At 68.5% G+C, this 13,558-nt stretch carries 16 protein-coding genes; 6 read left to right on the forward strand and 10 right to left on the reverse strand.

Annotated features, from left to right (window positions below):
* Positions 1-58: 58 nt before the first annotated feature.
* The 3 genes from C2868_RS13160 to C2868_RS13170 are packed head-to-tail and all read left to right on the forward strand — an operon-like array spanning position 59 to position 3,290.
* Entirely contained in the window at positions 59-1,351 is a 1,293-nt protein-coding gene (locus tag C2868_RS13160; protein WP_103663488.1) for a glycine betaine/L-proline ABC transporter ATP-binding protein, read from the forward strand.
* The gene (locus C2868_RS13165) at positions 1,351-2,319 is read left to right on the forward strand and encodes a proline/glycine betaine ABC transporter permease (protein ID WP_100812597.1); all 969 of its coding nucleotides are present in this window, start codon (positions 1,351-1,353) and stop codon (positions 2,317-2,319) included. The genes C2868_RS13160 and C2868_RS13165 overlap by 1 nt, the downstream gene beginning before the upstream one ends.
* 59 nt (positions 2,320-2,378) lie before the next feature.
* Complete coding sequence (locus C2868_RS13170) at positions 2,379-3,290, forward strand: glycine betaine ABC transporter substrate-binding protein (RefSeq protein ID WP_100812598.1); 912 nt, start codon at positions 2,379-2,381, stop codon at positions 3,288-3,290.
* A 163-nt stretch (positions 3,291-3,453) separates the two neighbouring features.
* On the opposite strand, the gene arfB is transcribed toward C2868_RS13170, so the two are convergent.
* A complete protein-coding gene (arfB, locus tag C2868_RS13175) occupies positions 3,454-3,891 on the reverse strand; it encodes an alternative ribosome rescue aminoacyl-tRNA hydrolase ArfB (RefSeq protein ID WP_100812599.1) in 438 nt (145 codons plus the stop codon).
* Between the two features lie 42 nt (positions 3,892-3,933).
* Complete coding sequence (locus C2868_RS13180) at positions 3,934-4,251, reverse strand: YbjQ family protein (protein WP_100812600.1); 318 nt, start codon at positions 4,249-4,251, stop codon at positions 3,934-3,936.
* A 167-nt stretch (positions 4,252-4,418) separates the two neighbouring features.
* On the opposite strand from C2868_RS13180, the gene C2868_RS13185 reads away from it, so the two are divergent.
* Entirely contained in the window at positions 4,419-5,951 is a 1,533-nt protein-coding gene (locus C2868_RS13185) for an MFS transporter (protein ID WP_103663527.1), read from the forward strand.
* A 12-nt stretch (positions 5,952-5,963) separates the two neighbouring features.
* Here the strand turns inward: C2868_RS13185 and C2868_RS13190 are convergent, their stop codons facing one another.
* Genes C2868_RS13190 through purL form a run of 5 tightly spaced genes read right to left on the reverse strand, consistent with a single transcriptional unit; the run spans position 5,964 to position 10,926 of the window.
* The gene (locus C2868_RS13190) at positions 5,964-6,263 is read right to left on the reverse strand and encodes a hypothetical protein (RefSeq protein WP_100812601.1); all 300 of its coding nucleotides are present in this window, start codon (positions 6,261-6,263) and stop codon (positions 5,964-5,966) included.
* Positions 6,260-7,192, reverse strand: coding sequence for a hypothetical protein (locus C2868_RS13195; protein ID WP_308455398.1), 933 nt, complete (start codon positions 7,190-7,192; stop codon positions 6,260-6,262). The genes C2868_RS13190 and C2868_RS13195 overlap by 4 nt, the downstream gene beginning before the upstream one ends.
* A gap of 37 nt (positions 7,193-7,229) precedes the next feature.
* Positions 7,230-8,279 (reverse strand): hypothetical protein, encoded by a 1,050-nt coding sequence (locus tag C2868_RS13200; RefSeq protein WP_100812602.1) that lies wholly within the window; start codon positions 8,277-8,279, stop codon positions 7,230-7,232.
* 42 nt (positions 8,280-8,321) lie between these two features.
* Positions 8,322-8,453 carry a hypothetical protein gene (locus tag C2868_RS17750; protein ID WP_258034450.1) on the reverse strand — a complete coding sequence of 44 codons (132 nt, stop codon included), beginning with the start codon at positions 8,451-8,453 and terminating at the stop codon, positions 8,322-8,324.
* Between the two features lie 7 nt (positions 8,454-8,460).
* Entirely contained in the window at positions 8,461-10,926 is a 2,466-nt protein-coding gene (gene purL, locus C2868_RS13205; protein ID WP_100812603.1) for a phosphoribosylformylglycinamidine synthase subunit PurL, read from the reverse strand.
* 140 nt (positions 10,927-11,066) lie between these two features.
* Between purL and C2868_RS13210 the strand changes: the two genes are divergently transcribed.
* Together C2868_RS13210 and C2868_RS13215 are read left to right on the forward strand one after the other, a co-directional pair.
* The gene (locus C2868_RS13210; RefSeq protein ID WP_100812604.1) at positions 11,067-11,462 is read left to right on the forward strand and encodes a winged helix-turn-helix domain-containing protein; all 396 of its coding nucleotides are present in this window, start codon (positions 11,067-11,069) and stop codon (positions 11,460-11,462) included.
* Position 11,463: 1 nt separating this feature from the next.
* The gene (locus tag C2868_RS13215; protein WP_100812605.1) at positions 11,464-12,441 is read left to right on the forward strand and encodes an SRPBCC family protein; all 978 of its coding nucleotides are present in this window, start codon (positions 11,464-11,466) and stop codon (positions 12,439-12,441) included.
* 7 nt (positions 12,442-12,448) lie between these two features.
* Here C2868_RS13215 and C2868_RS13220 read toward each other — a convergent pair whose 3' ends face one another.
* The 3 genes from C2868_RS13220 to C2868_RS13230 all read right to left on the reverse strand — a co-directional run bounded on the left by C2868_RS13220 (position 12,449) and on the right by C2868_RS13230 (position 13,475).
* Entirely contained in the window at positions 12,449-12,709 is a 261-nt protein-coding gene (locus tag C2868_RS13220; protein ID WP_100812606.1) for a Txe/YoeB family addiction module toxin, read from the reverse strand.
* Positions 12,706-12,957 carry a type II toxin-antitoxin system Phd/YefM family antitoxin gene (locus C2868_RS13225; protein ID WP_100812607.1) on the reverse strand — a complete coding sequence of 84 codons (252 nt, stop codon included), beginning with the start codon at positions 12,955-12,957 and terminating at the stop codon, positions 12,706-12,708. Before C2868_RS13225 ends, C2868_RS13220 begins: the two co-directional genes overlap by 4 nt.
* Positions 12,958-13,028: 71 nt before the next feature.
* Positions 13,029-13,475: a hypothetical protein gene (locus tag C2868_RS13230; protein WP_146048070.1), complete on the reverse strand. Its 447-nt coding sequence runs from the start codon at positions 13,473-13,475 to the stop codon at positions 13,029-13,031.
* Positions 13,476-13,558 lie beyond the last annotated feature (83 nt).

The following is a 13,558-nucleotide window of genomic DNA, read 5'->3' on the forward strand; positions in this document are numbered from 1 at the left end:
CCACCCGGGCGTGACCGATGCGATCCCGTGAGCGCTGGGACGCCGAGGTAGCAACACCGTGTCAACCGCGCATGCCATCGAGGCCCAGGGCCTCTACAAAGTCTTCGGCCGCAACCCCAAGCAGGCCGTCAAGCGTCTAGCCGCCGGCGAGAGCCGCACACAGGTCGAGGACGCCGGCACCGCCGCCGTGATCGACGCGAGCTTCACGGTAGAGCGGGGCGAGATCTTCGTGATCATGGGCCTCTCGGGGTCGGGCAAGTCGACGATCATCCGCATGCTCAACGGCTTGCACGACGCGACAGCGGGCACGATCACCGTGCAGGGTCAGCCGGTCACCGACATCCCCGCGGGCAAGCTCCGCGACATCCGCCGTGATCGGATGTCGATGGTGTTCCAGCACTTCGCCCTGTTGCCGCACCGCACGGTCGCGGCGAACGTCGCCTACCCGCTCGAGCTGCGGGGCGTCGGCAAGTCCGAGCGCCTCGCGAAGGCCGAAGAGATCCTCGCGATGGTCGGACTCACCGGCTGGGGCGACAAGCTCCCGTCCGAACTGTCCGGCGGCATGCAGCAGCGGGTCGGCATCGCCCGCGCCCTCGCCGCAGACACCGATGTGCTGCTGATGGACGAGGCGTTCAGCGCGCTCGACCCCCTTATCCGGCGTGAGATGCAGGAGCAGTTGCTGACCCTGCAGCAGAAGCTCAAGAAGACGATCGTCTTCATCACCCACGACCTCAACGAGGCCATGCTGCTTGGTGATCGCATCGCCGTCATGCGCGACGGGCGCATCGTGCAGATCGGCACGCCCGAAGACATCCTGACCGATCCCGCGAACGACTACGTCGAGCAGTTCGTGCAGGATGTCGACCGGACGCGGGTGCTCACCGCCGCCAATGTCATGGAGCTGCCGCGTCCCGTCGTCAGCGAGGGCGCGGGCCCGCGTACGGCCCTCCGCCAGATGCGGGACGCGTATATGTCTGCCGTGTACGTGGTCGACCGCGAACGTCGCCTGCTCGGCATCGTGAGCGATCACGACGCGCTCCGGCTGGTGCAGAAGGGCGCGACGACCCTCGCCTCGGCTCTCGGTCCCGTGCCGCAGAGCGTCCGCGACGACGAGGTCCTGATGAACCTGTTCGTGCCCGCCGTCGAGTCGCGTCTGCCGCTCGCGGTGACGGATGCCGAGGGTCGCCTCGTCGGGGTCATCCCCCGCGTGACGCTGCTCGCCGCGTTGACACCCGGACCCACCGCGACGGAAGAGATCACGATTCCCCCCCAGCCCGTGCCCACGACCGTGATCGACCAGGTGCTCGCAGCGAGCCGGGTCGGCGCCGCCGAGGCAGAGGGGGTGCGCTGATGGGTGGTTTCCGCATCCCGGTCGGTGAGTGGGTCGAGGGAGTCGTCGACTGGATCCGCGACAACTTCGAGGGCTTCTTCGATCTGATCGCCCTCGTCGTCCGCTTCCTGGTCGACGGACTCACGGATGGGCTGCTCGCGGTGCCCGTCCCCCTCGCGATCGTCCTGTTCGCCCTGCTCGGCTGGCTGTTCCGCTCATGGCAGATGGGGCTCGGCACGGCGTTGTCGTTCACGCTCATCGTGGCCATGAACCTGTGGACTCCCGCGATGCAGACGCTCTCGCTCGTGCTGGTCGCGACGCTCGTGGCGCTTGTGATCGCGATCCCTCTCGGCATCTGGTCGGCGAGCAACGACACGGTGCGAGCGGTCCTCAAACCCGTGCTCGACTTCATGCAGACGATGCCGGCGTTCGTGTACCTGATCCCCGCGATCACGTTCTTCAGCATCGGCGTCGTGCCGGGCCTGGTCGCCACCGTGATCTTCGCGCTTCCGCCCGGGGTTCGTCTGACCGAGCTCGGCATCCGCGGTGTCGATTCCGAGACCGTGGAAGCGGGGCACGCATTCGGCGCGAAGCCCGGTCAGATCCTGCGCGGCATCCAACTGCCACTGGCGATGCCCACCATCATGGCTGGCGTCAACCAGGTCATCATGCTGGCGCTGTCGATGGCGGTGCTCGCGGGCATCGTCGGCGCGGACGGCCTCGGCAAGATCGTGGTGCAGTCGGTCTCGACCGTCAATCTCGCGCTCGGCGTCGAGGCGGGCCTCGGCGTCGTGATCATCGCGGTGTTCCTCGACCGCGTGACCGCGGCCCTGGGCAGCCCCGCCCAGTACCGCTCCTCGCTCCTCGGCGTGCTGGCGCGCCGCCGCGGCAACGGCGGTTCGGGCGGCGGTCCCGCCGCGCCCACGCACCCCGCTACGGAGGCTGAGCGGGACGTCGCTTCACCGCGCCGCGCCCCGATCCTCACCTGAGCTTCAACTCCCACCTGCCCATACGGAACGAACGAACCATACGAAACGGAAGGAAACGCATGAACAAGCGAAACATCACAGGCATCCTCGCCATCGGCGCCGTCGCGAGCCTCGCGCTCGCCGGATGCAGCACCACCAACGAGGGCGAAGCCGGCGGCGACCCCACGATGGCAGAGTGCAGCACCATCACCCTCGGCTACCTCCCCGCCTGGACCGATGGCCTGAGCACGGCGTACCTGCTCGAGAACCAGCTGGGCAAGCTCGGCTACGACGTCGAGATGCAGACCCTGACCGAAGCCGGACCCCTCTACGCCGGTCTCGCTCAGGGTGACGTCGACGTGTACCCCTCGGCCTGGCCCGAGCTGACGCACGCGCAGTACATGGACGAGTACGGCGACGACATCGAAGACCTCGGCGCGTACTACGAGGGCGCGAGCCTCACGATCGCCGTGCCGAGCTATGTCGACATCGACTCGATCGAAGACCTGGCCGGCAACGCCGCCCGCTTCGGTGGACGCATCGTCGGAATCGAGCCCGGTGCCGGCCTGACCGCGCAGACCCAGGACTCGATGATGCCCGAGTACGGTCTCGACGGCGAGTACGAGCTGATCACGTCGTCGACCGCGGCCATGCTCACCGAGCTGAGCAACGCGATCGACGCGCAGGAAGACATCGTCGTCACGTCGTGGCGGCCGTTCTGGGCGAATGAGGCGTACGACCTCAAGGACCTCGAAGACCCGAAGGGCGCCATGGGCGACCCCGAGGCGCTTCACTTTCTCGGCACCACTGGCTTCTCGGACCGCTGCGCCGACGCCGCAGAGCTGATCGCCGGTATCCAGCTGGATGACGCCGCCTACGGATCGCTCGAAGACATGGTCGTGAACGAGTACGGCGAGGGCCGCGAGGCCGAGGCCGTCGAGGCCTGGCTCGAGGCGAACCCCGATGCATTCGAGACGGTCATCACCGACTGATCTGGTCTGCGTCCGTTGAGCGGGTCCCGGCTTCGGTCGGGGCCCGCTTTCGTCATGCAGAGGATGTCCCACTTCGCCTCGGATTGAGCCCGTTATTGCGGTGGGAAGTGGGACACGATGGCGAGAAAGTGGGACATGCGGCGGGGGTGTGCGCGGGTGACCGTCAGTCGGTGGGCGGGCGACGGAGGCGTTTGACGTCGGTGCGTTGCTTCTTGGCGGTGAGACGTCGCTCCTTGGCCCCGCGGGTCGGCTTCGTCGGGCGTCGCGCCGGTCCGGGAGGGCGGAGAGCGTCCGCCACCAGGGCGGCGAGCCGCTCGCGCGCCGCGTCCCGGTTGCGAAGCTGTGCGCGGTGCTCGGATGCTGCGATCGTCAGCACTCCATCGACGAGACGACCGCTCAGGCGATCGAGGAGCCGCTCGCGCTGGAGCGACGAGAGCACGCCGGAGTTGGCAGCATCCCACACCAGCTCGACGCGGGAGTCGGCCGTATTGACCCCTTGACCCCCGGGGCCGGACGAGCGCGAGAACCGCCACGACAGCTCGGACTCAGGAATTGTGAGCGCCGCGCTCACCCGGAGGCCGGGACGGTGAGCTGCGGGCATACGTCCATCATCTCCCGGTGAACCGGGGGATGCCCGGGCGGATCAGCCCGAGATGACGACGGCGGTGCCGTAGGCGACGACCTCTTGGAAGTTCTGGTCGAGCTCGTTCGAGTCGTACCGCATGGCGACCACGGCGTTCGCGCCCTGCGCCTGCGCCGCTTCGATCAACCGCTGCACGGCTTCGGCGCGCGTCTGCTCGAGCTGGAGCGTGAGCCCCTTGAGCTCGCCGCCACCGAGCGCCTTGAATCCCGCGCCGATCTGGGCGCCGATGTTACGGGCGCGCACGGTCAGCCCACTGACCTCGCCGATCACCGACGTGATCGTGGCGCCGGGGACGTCGTTCATGGTGGTGACGAGCATGGGGAGAGCTCCTGCCGTGGCTGAGGGTGGGATGTGCGCCCCACGCTAGCGCGACCACCGGCCCCGTTGATCTCCGTTCGCCTGCGAGTCGACGCGAGTTCATGATGTGGCCTCAAGATCGAGCCGCGGAGCCGCGCGGCTCGGCATGCACCCGTATGGAGGCGCAGATGTCCGCAATCGAGCCCGCAGCGGTCGAGTCGGCGGTGGCCCCCGCGACGGTGCAGCAGTACATCGACGAGCTTCCCGCCTGGCGTGACGGCACGCCCGCCGCGATCGGTGCGATGACCTCGATGCAGAAGACCATCTGGCTGCTCGCTTCGGCCGGCAAGTTCTTCGAGGGAATGATCATCTTCATGGTCGGGGTCGCCCTGCCCTTGATCAACGCGGAGTTCGCTCTGACGCCCGCCGAGACGGGGCTCGCCACGGCAGCGCCGTTGCTGGGCATCATGGTGGGCGCGACGGCCCTCGGAAGCTTGTCGGATCGATGGGGACGCCGGCAAGTGTTCCTCGGCGAGATGATCTTGTTGACCCTGTTCCTGATCGGCGTCACGATCAGCCCCAGCTTCCCGATTCTCGTGATCTGCCTGGTCGGTGTGGGGCTGGCGCTCGGATGCGACTACCCCACGGCGCACATCATGATCTCCGAGACGATGCCCACCAGCATCCGCGGGCGAGGAGTCCTGACGGCGTTCGGATTCCAGGCCGTCGGTGCTCTGGCGGGCACCGTCGTCGGTGTGATCGTGCTCGCCAACCGGGTGGAACTCTCGGACTGGCGATGGATGTTCGGGGTAGTCATCCTCCCCTCCGTTCTCGTCGCGGTGGGTCGACTGTTCACCGTCCAGAGCCCGCATTGGCTGCTCGGGACGGGTCGAGTTTCCGAAGCAGAGGCCGAACTCAAGCGTCTGCTGGGGCGACAGCCGCAATACCCGAGCATCGTCCGGCTCGCCCGAGACCAGACCCCGGGGGCGGCGAGAGTGCGGTCGTCCGGATTTCGCGCGCTGTTCCGGCCACCGTGGCGCCGCTCGACGATCCTCGCCAGCGTTCCGTGGTTCTTGCAGGACCTCGGAACCTACGGAATCAGAATCTTCACCCCGACGATCATCGCCGCGACCGTCGGTCTGGCCGCCGTCAACGACCATACCGTCGCCGGAATCGTGCATAGCGATCTGAACGGGGCAGAGGGTGCCGTGCTGATCGATGCGTTCCTGCTCATCGGCATCGTTCTGGCGATCGTGCTGGTCAACAGATTCGGCCGCATTCGGCTGCAGGTCCTCGGCTTCGTCGGTTGTGCGACCGGGCTGATCATCGCCGGGATCTCGACGGCGATGACCGGCACCGCACAGGTCGTCCTCGTCTTCGTCGGGTTCATGCTCTTCAACCTGATGACGAACCTCGGCCCGAACTCGATGACGTACCTGATCGCCGGAGAGGTGTTTCCGACCGCGCTGCGCGGCACGGGCGCTGGATTTGCCGCGTCGGTAGCGAAGATCGGCGCGGTCTCGACAGCCTTCCTTTTTCCGATTCTGCTCGCCTCTTGGGGAACCACGGTGATCGTGTTGCTCTTGGCGGGCACGTCACTGCTCGGCGCGCTGATCACCTGGCTCAATCGTGTCGAAACCAACGGCATGAGCCTCGAGCAGATCGACGCGATGCACGACGTTGCTGCCGACGAAGCCGAGCCCGTCGACGCGGCCCGGTGAGGTCGGCGGGGTCTATCCCCTTGTGCGGTGGATCAGGCCGTTGAGACCTGCCACGAGTTCGCGCGCGCGATCCTCGCCCACCACATCGCTGACCGGCTCGTCGAAGTACTCGAGCCACGCCGCGTCGACCTGTTCGGGCGTGATGAAGCCGTTCTGTGAGAGGAGCTTCGCGAGGGGACGCGCTTCGATGTCGTACTCGCCCGCGGGTACGCCCTCCGGCCCGCCCGGGTCGAGGAAGTAGGGGTCGAGGTCGGTCAGCAGTCGGAGCACGCCGTCGACCAGCGCCTCCCCGAGACCGTCCGTCGACGTCATGCGTGCGGTCGGGGCCGGGTCACGCGACCGGGCGCCGGAGTCGTGCCGCGTGAGGGCACGGGCCAGGAGCCCGTCGCAGCAGCGGATGACTCGGCTTCCACGGACGGCATGGCTTCGGCAGGTCGAGGTGCCCGAGAGGGTGCAGCGCCGGAGGCATCCGTCCCATTCGTCGCCGCGGACTCCGATGCAGCCGAGGCGGGCACCGCAGGCGGGGTCAACTCGCCCGTCGTGAGTTCGAGGGCCACGCGATTCTCGAGCACCTCGATGGCCTCGTCCGAGACCGAGATCAGGCCATCCAACTCCTCGCGCACGCGACGATAGGCGAGCTGGCGCTCGGCCGGAGTCGCCGCGAGATCGACCGCCACGGAGAGAAGCTGCTTGGCGGTGTCGAGCCGCTTGCGCTCCACCTCGGTGAACGAGTGGTCGCGCAGCCGGCGTGCGTCACGCTCGGCGATGTCGAAAGCGGCCTCGTACTCGTGCACGGCATCGCGGTACTCGGCGAGTTCTTCCTTGCCGGTCCGCGTCTTGGGCGATGCCGGCCGCAGTCCATCCGCCTTGCGCTTGGCGCGCAGGAACGCGGCGGTGAGTGGCTGACGACCGTCGCTCATCGCGGGGAACGCGATCAGCTTGGCCACGTCGAGTTCGTACTCGAGCCAGCGTGACGTGACGGCGTCGTGCGCGTCGAACAGGCGCTGCAGCCGAGTCGCCGGGCTGTCGCTCTCGCGCGAGTCCGGGGCATCCGTCGCGGCAGGCTGCGCGCGAGCGGCGACCTGCGCGGCACGCAGCTCGCTCTTGGCCCGAAGCACCTCGAGTCGCCGGACGTGGCGCCGCTCGAGCGACTTCTGCCACGCGCGACCGACGCCCCCTGCCACACCCATCAGGGGGAATATCAGCCACCAGTAGGCGCCGAAGAACTGCCAAGCCTCCACCCCGTCATGCTACGCGCGGGGCGGGGCGCAGCGGGCCTCAGTTCGACGAACGACGCGGGATGGGCCAGATCGGACCGCGCCTGTCGCCGGTGGACTTGTCGCCGGGCTCGGCCGCCGCGCCATCGGTCGGCGCGGGCGGGGGCGGGGTCGACGCAGCGCGGGGAGGGGTGGTGGCGCCCGGTCGCGGGGCGGTGGCGTCCCGTCGCGGATCGGCGCCGTCGGGACGGGACCCGCGCTTGGCGGCGCGCAGGATCGCATCGCGTGCAGACTCGGTCGCCGCGGCTGCGGCGGTCATCGCGGCGGCTCGCGCATTCTCGACCAGGTCGTCCCAGGCGCCGCGCAGCTGCGGCGGAACGCCGGCGCCGTCTCCGAAGGAGCGATCGGATGCGGCACCGGGGGGCCGACCGGATGCTCCCGCCGCGCGCCATGCCGCCGCCTCCGCCGTGTGGAACGCGGCCTCGAGCTCGGTCACCGCCGTGCGGTAGCGAGCGAACTCCTCGGGGGTGAGGGTCGGTTTGCCCGGGCGGGGCCGCAGCCAGCGGGCGGTGTCCATCGCGGTCAAGAGCGCCGCGGTCGCCGGCACCCGGGCATCGCTCATCGTCGGAAAGGCGATCGCCTTGGCGGGGTCGGTCTCGTAGGCCATCCAGTTCGACAGCACCGCATCGTGTTCGGCCACGAGCCGCGAGAGCGGCAGGTGCTCGTCACCCCGAGGCATCCTGCGCATCAACGCCTTGGCGGCCTTGACCTGCACGCGGCGGCCACGCAGCCCGGTCTGCGCCGACCGCAGCTCCCGCTGCGCCTCGCCCACGGCGTGGCGGGCGGCCTCGATCTCGCCGATCGACCCGCGCCCGCTCTGGCGCGCGCTCTTGGCGATGAGCAATGCCGCCTGGGCGGTCTTCGCCTGGGCTCGCGCGGTGAACAGGCGCGTTCGCGCGACGGCCAACTCGTGGCGGGCGCCCGCGTACTCCAGCGCCCGTGCGCGCTGGCGGCGGCCGTAGCGGATGCCGGCGTACGAGGCCGCACCGCCCGCGATCACGGTGGGCCCCAGCCACCAGAACTCCGCGGCGAACGCGAAGAGAGGGTCCATGACGCCATGCTAACCGCGCGCGCTGGACGTGCGGCAGGAGCCTCAGCCGAAGATGAGCGCCAGGACCGTCGCGCCACCGCCGGTGACGAGCAACGCGATGATCACGACCCACGCGACGATCCGCACACGCTTCTGTCGCGTGGCGCCGTAGTTCTCCAGCTCGTCGTTGGACATGTCGCTCCTAGGCCATCGGGGGAGTGGTCGGGGCTTCGAACTCGCCGATCGTCGCGCCGAACGCGTCGGGCAAGGTGCCGCGCCAGAGCCGGTTCAACTCGTCGAGACGCATCGTGAAGACATCCTGGATCTCGAGCTCGGCACCACCCGCGGGGGCGACGTCCGTGACGCCGATCCGCAGAACCGGGTAGCCGCGCCCCTCGCAGAGCCCCTGGAACTTCACGTCGTCCTCGCGCGGGACGCTCACCAGGACGCGGCCGGTCGACTCCGAGAACAGGGCGGCCGCAGCATCCACGCCGTCGCGCTCCATGATCTCGCGCAGCCAGACGCGCGCACCGACGCCGAAGCGGATCACGCTCTCGGCGAGTGCCTGGGCCAGGCCACCGCCCGACAGGTCGTGGGCGCTCGAGATGAGGGCCTGCTGGGACGCGGCGCGCAGCAACTCTGCCAGGGCCTTCTCGTTTCCGAGGTCGACGCGGGGAGGACGTCCGCCGAGGTGGTCGTGCACGACCCCCGCCCACTCGGAGCCGCTCAGCTCGGTCGCGGTGACCCCGAGCAGGTAGATGTTCTCGCCGGGATCCTGCCAGCCGCTCGGCACGCGGCGCGCAACGTCGTCGATGATGCCCAGCACGCCGACGACCGGAGTCGGATAGATCGGCTGATCGCCGGTCTGGTTGTAGAAGCTGACGTTCCCGCCCGTGACGGGGATCTCGAGTTCACGGCACGCGTCGGCGATTCCCTGTACCGAGCGCTGGAACTGCCACATGACCTCGGGGTTCTCGGGGCTGCCGAAGTTCAGGCAGTCGGTCACCGCGGTCGGCACCGCGCCTGCGACGGCGACGTTGCGGTAGGCCTCGGCGACGGCATGACGCGCGCCCTCGTAGGGGTCGAGCTGGCAGAAGCGGCTGTCGCAGTCGGTCGCGATCGCAAAGCCCAGGCCGGATTCCTCGTCGACGCGGATCATGCCGGCGTCGTCGGGGAAGGCCAGGGCTGTGTTGCCCATGACGTAGTAGTCGTACTGGTTCGTCAGCCACGACTTGTCGGCCAGGTTCGGGCTCGAGAGCAGCTGCGTGAACTGTGCGCGGAGCGTCTCGGGGTCGGTCGCCCGGGGTAGGGCGCTCGCCGAGTCCTCCTGCAGCGCGTCGATCCACGCCGGGTAGGCGACGGGGCGCTCGTAGACCGGGCCGTCGACCGCGACCGTGGCGGGGTCGACGTTGACGATCTCGTGACCGTGCCAGTGGATGACGAGGCGCCCGTCTCCGGTGACCTCGCCCAGCACGCTGGTCTCGACATCCCACTTCGCGGTCACCGCGAGGAACGCGTCGAGCTTCTCGGGAGCGACGATTGCCATCATGCGCTCCTGCGACTCCGACATGAGGATCTCTTCGGGCGTCAGGCGGGGGTCGCGCAGTAGGACCTCTTCGAGGTCGACCTTCATGCCCGATCTGCCGTTGGCCGCGAGCTCGCTCGTCGCACACGAGATGCCCGCGGCGCCGAGGTCTTGAATCGCCTCGACCAGCTCGCCACGGTAGAGCTCGAGGCAGCACTCGATCAGCACCTTCTCGGCGAACGGGTCGCCGACCTGAACGGCGGGGCGCTTGGTCGGGCCGCCGTCGGCGAACGTGTCGGAGGCGAGGATGGATGCTCCGCCGATGCCGTCGCCGCCCGTGCGGGCGCCGAACAGCACGACCTTGTTGCCCGTGCCGCTCGCGTTCGCGAGCTTGATGTCTTCGTGGCGCATGACGCCGACAGCGAGCGCGTTGACCAGCGGGTTGCCCTGGTAGACCGAGTCGAAGACCGTCTCACCGCCGATATTGGGCAGGCCGAGGCAGTTGCCGTAGAACGAGATGCCGCTGACGACGCCGTGCACGACGCGGGCCGTGTCGGGGTGGTCGATCGCCCCGAAGCGCAGCTGGTCCATGACGGCGACGGGGCGCGCGCCCATCGAGATGATGTCGCGGACGATGCCACCGACACCCGTGGCCGCACCCTGGAAGGGCTCGATGTAGCTCGGGTGGTTGTGGGATTCGACCTTGAAGGTCACGGCCCATCCGTCGCCCACGTCCACCACGCCGGCGTTCTGCCCCATACCGACCATGAGCTTCTCGCGCATCTTGTCGGTCATCTGGCGACCGAACTCGCGCAGGTAGATCTTGCTCGACTTGTACGAGCAGTGCTCCGACCACATCACCGAGTACATCGCCAGCTCGGAGCTGGTGGGGCGACGCCCGAGCAGCTCGCGGATGCGGTCGTACTCGTCGGGCTTGAGGCCGAGCGCCTCGAACGGTTGGATGCGCTCCGGCGTTGCCGCGGCGTTCTCGACGGTGTCGACGACGGGCGTCGCTCCGGCACTCGGGGTGGCGTTCTGGGTGGCTGTCGTCACGCGGCTGAGCTCCAAAAATCGCGGGATGCCGGACCCGCCCAGTCTAGTCGTGGGAGCAGGACGCCACGGGGCGGGCCGGAGCCCGGTCATCCGGCCCCTCGGTTCGGCTCCCCTGGCACTCGTTTTGCTTGTTCGGGATCGCAAGTAGCAGCTTCTGCCAGGCGAGCGGGTGAGCCGGCCGGCCCGGCCGGGGTTGACGGAAGGGCGCGGCGGCGCTAACGTACAACCAAATGGTTGCACAACGAACGCAGGGCGAAGCGAGCGAGCTGAGCGATGACGAGATCGACCGCGTGTTTCAGGCGCTCGCCACGGCGACGCGCCGAGACATCCTGCGTCGAACCATCGAGCGCGAGCAGTCGATCTCGGCGCTCGCCCAGGACTACGACATGTCGTTCGCTGCCGTGCAGAAGCACATCGGCGTTCTCGAGGCGGCGGGCCTGGTCATCAAGCGCGCCGAGGGTCGCGAGCGGCTCGTGCGGGCGGATCCGACCATGATCGCCCGGGCCCGCGCCCTGCTCGCGCGCTACGAGGAACTCTGGCGCGCGCGGATCGACCGCCTCGACCGCTTGCTCGCCGCACCACCCCAAACCGATTCGATCGTTCACCCACCCACAGAAGGAGAGTGACATGCCCGTCACCGACGTCACCACCGACCCCGAAGCGCTGACGATGACACTCGTCGCCGACTTCGCCGCGCCCGTCGATCGCCTCTGGGTGGCGTTCACGGATCCGCGTCAGCTCGAGCTCTTCTGGGGTCCTCCGGGATGGCCGGCGACGTTCACCGGGTTCGATCTGAGCATCGGTGGGCGGGCGCAGTACCGGATGACCGGTCCGCGGGGCGATTCCGCGGGCGGCCAGTGGGAGTTCGTGGCGATCGAGCCGCCGCGGCGGCTGGAAGTGCTCGACAGCTTCGTTGATGACGAGGGGCGGGTCAATGCCGAGATGCCCTCGATGCGTATGACGTTCGAGCTCCATGAGACGTCGTCGGGTTCTCGCCTGGTGAGCACGACCTACTTCCCATCTGTCGAGGCGCTCGAGCAGATGACGGCAATGGGCATGGTCGAGGGTTCGACGCTCGCAATGAGTCAGCTCGACCGGGTGCTCGAGGGGCTCCGCGCCTACGCGCAGGGCAAGGGCACGCAGACCGAGCTTCTCGACGATGTGCACGTTCGGATCACGCGCCTGATCGAAGGGCCGCGCGACCTGGTCTGGCGCGCGCACCACGAACCGGACCTCATGAAGCAGTGGCTGCTCGGTCCGGACGGCTGGCGGATGACGGTCTGCGAGGTCGACCCCCGCGTCGGCGGCCGCTACCGCTACGCGTGGGCGCCCGAAGAGGGCACCGAGGGTGAGCCGTTCGGCTTCGACGGCGAGACGCTCGTGATGGAGGCGCCCCGCCGCTCGGTCACGACCGAGCACATGACCGACACCGACTTCCCGTCGACCCTCAATGACCTGTCGCTGCGCGAAGAGGACGGCGCCACGCTGATCACCGTGCTGATCGAATACCCCGACAAGGACACCCGCGACATGGTCCTCGCGACGGGCATGACCGACGGGATGGAGACGAGCTACGCCCGCCTCGAGAAGGTGATCGCGGGCTAGCCCGCGATCAGTAGTGGTAGCGCGCCTGCAGCACGATCACATGCTCATCCGTCACCAGGCAGACCAGGCGGTTGACGTCGTCGATCCGTCTCGACCACGCCCCCGACAGGATGTGCTTGAGCGGCTCGGGCTTGCCGATACCGGCGAAGGGGTCACGCAGAACGTCCGTGATCAAGGCGTTGATGCGACGGAGGGTCTTGCGATCTTCGTATCGCCACGAGATGTAGTCCTCCCACCCGTGTCGATCGAAAGCGAGAGTGCGGGTCACGCGTCGGCGAGATCGTGCTGCTCGATGTCGCTGCGGCGGGCGCGCTCGAGCGCCGACAAGAGGCGTTCGGCATTGGCGGGGTGGCGGAGCAGGTAGGCGGTCTCGGTCATCGCGTCGTAGTCGGCCTTAGACAGGATGACCGCGTTGCCGTGCCGCGAGACGACCTCGACGGCCGTGTGATCTTCGTTGACCTGCTGGATCAGGCCGAAGAGCGTCTTGCGTGCTTCAGATGCAGAGATCGCGGCCATGGTGATCCTCTCGAGTGGTACAAAATACGGTACCACTCGAGATCGCAGCATCCGCTTGTTCATCCCGAAACTCACGCCGCGGCGGGCAGGTCATCCGGAGTGAAGATCCGCATGCCGTCTTCGTGCAGCAAGAAGCGCGCGCGAACGCGCACGCCCTGCCCGACGAGGTGATCGCCGAGCCGCGCCCACGCCCGGTCGAGGGCCGTGATCTGGTCGCCGCCGCAACGCTCCCACACCACGACGACCTGCGCGAAGTCGAACTCGCGCATGAGGTTCGCAAAGCGGTGCGCGAAGAGTTCGACGACGGGCAGGGTGCCCAGGTCGTCGGTGGTCACGATCTCGTCGGGGTGATCCGGCAGCTCATCGCACGGCATGACCGGCCCGGTCGGACGGTCGTCCTCGTCCAGGAAGAACAGCCAGAGCTGGGGATGGGTGGCGCCGATCAGCAGTTCGAACAGCCAGTGTTCGAGAGCGGTGTCGTCGCGCATCGGCGGGGTGTCAGCGGGTCCTGTGGGCATGCGCCCAGCCTGGCGGCCGGTCTCGATCCGACTCGCACGGTTCGCGGCATCGGTGGACAGCTGTGCCTGCCCTTTTGCTGGTG

The sequence above is a fragment of the Microbacterium sp. CJ77 genome, assembly GCF_002911615.1.
In the GTDB taxonomy this organism is placed as follows: Bacteria; Actinomycetota; Actinomycetes; order Actinomycetales; family Microbacteriaceae; genus Microbacterium.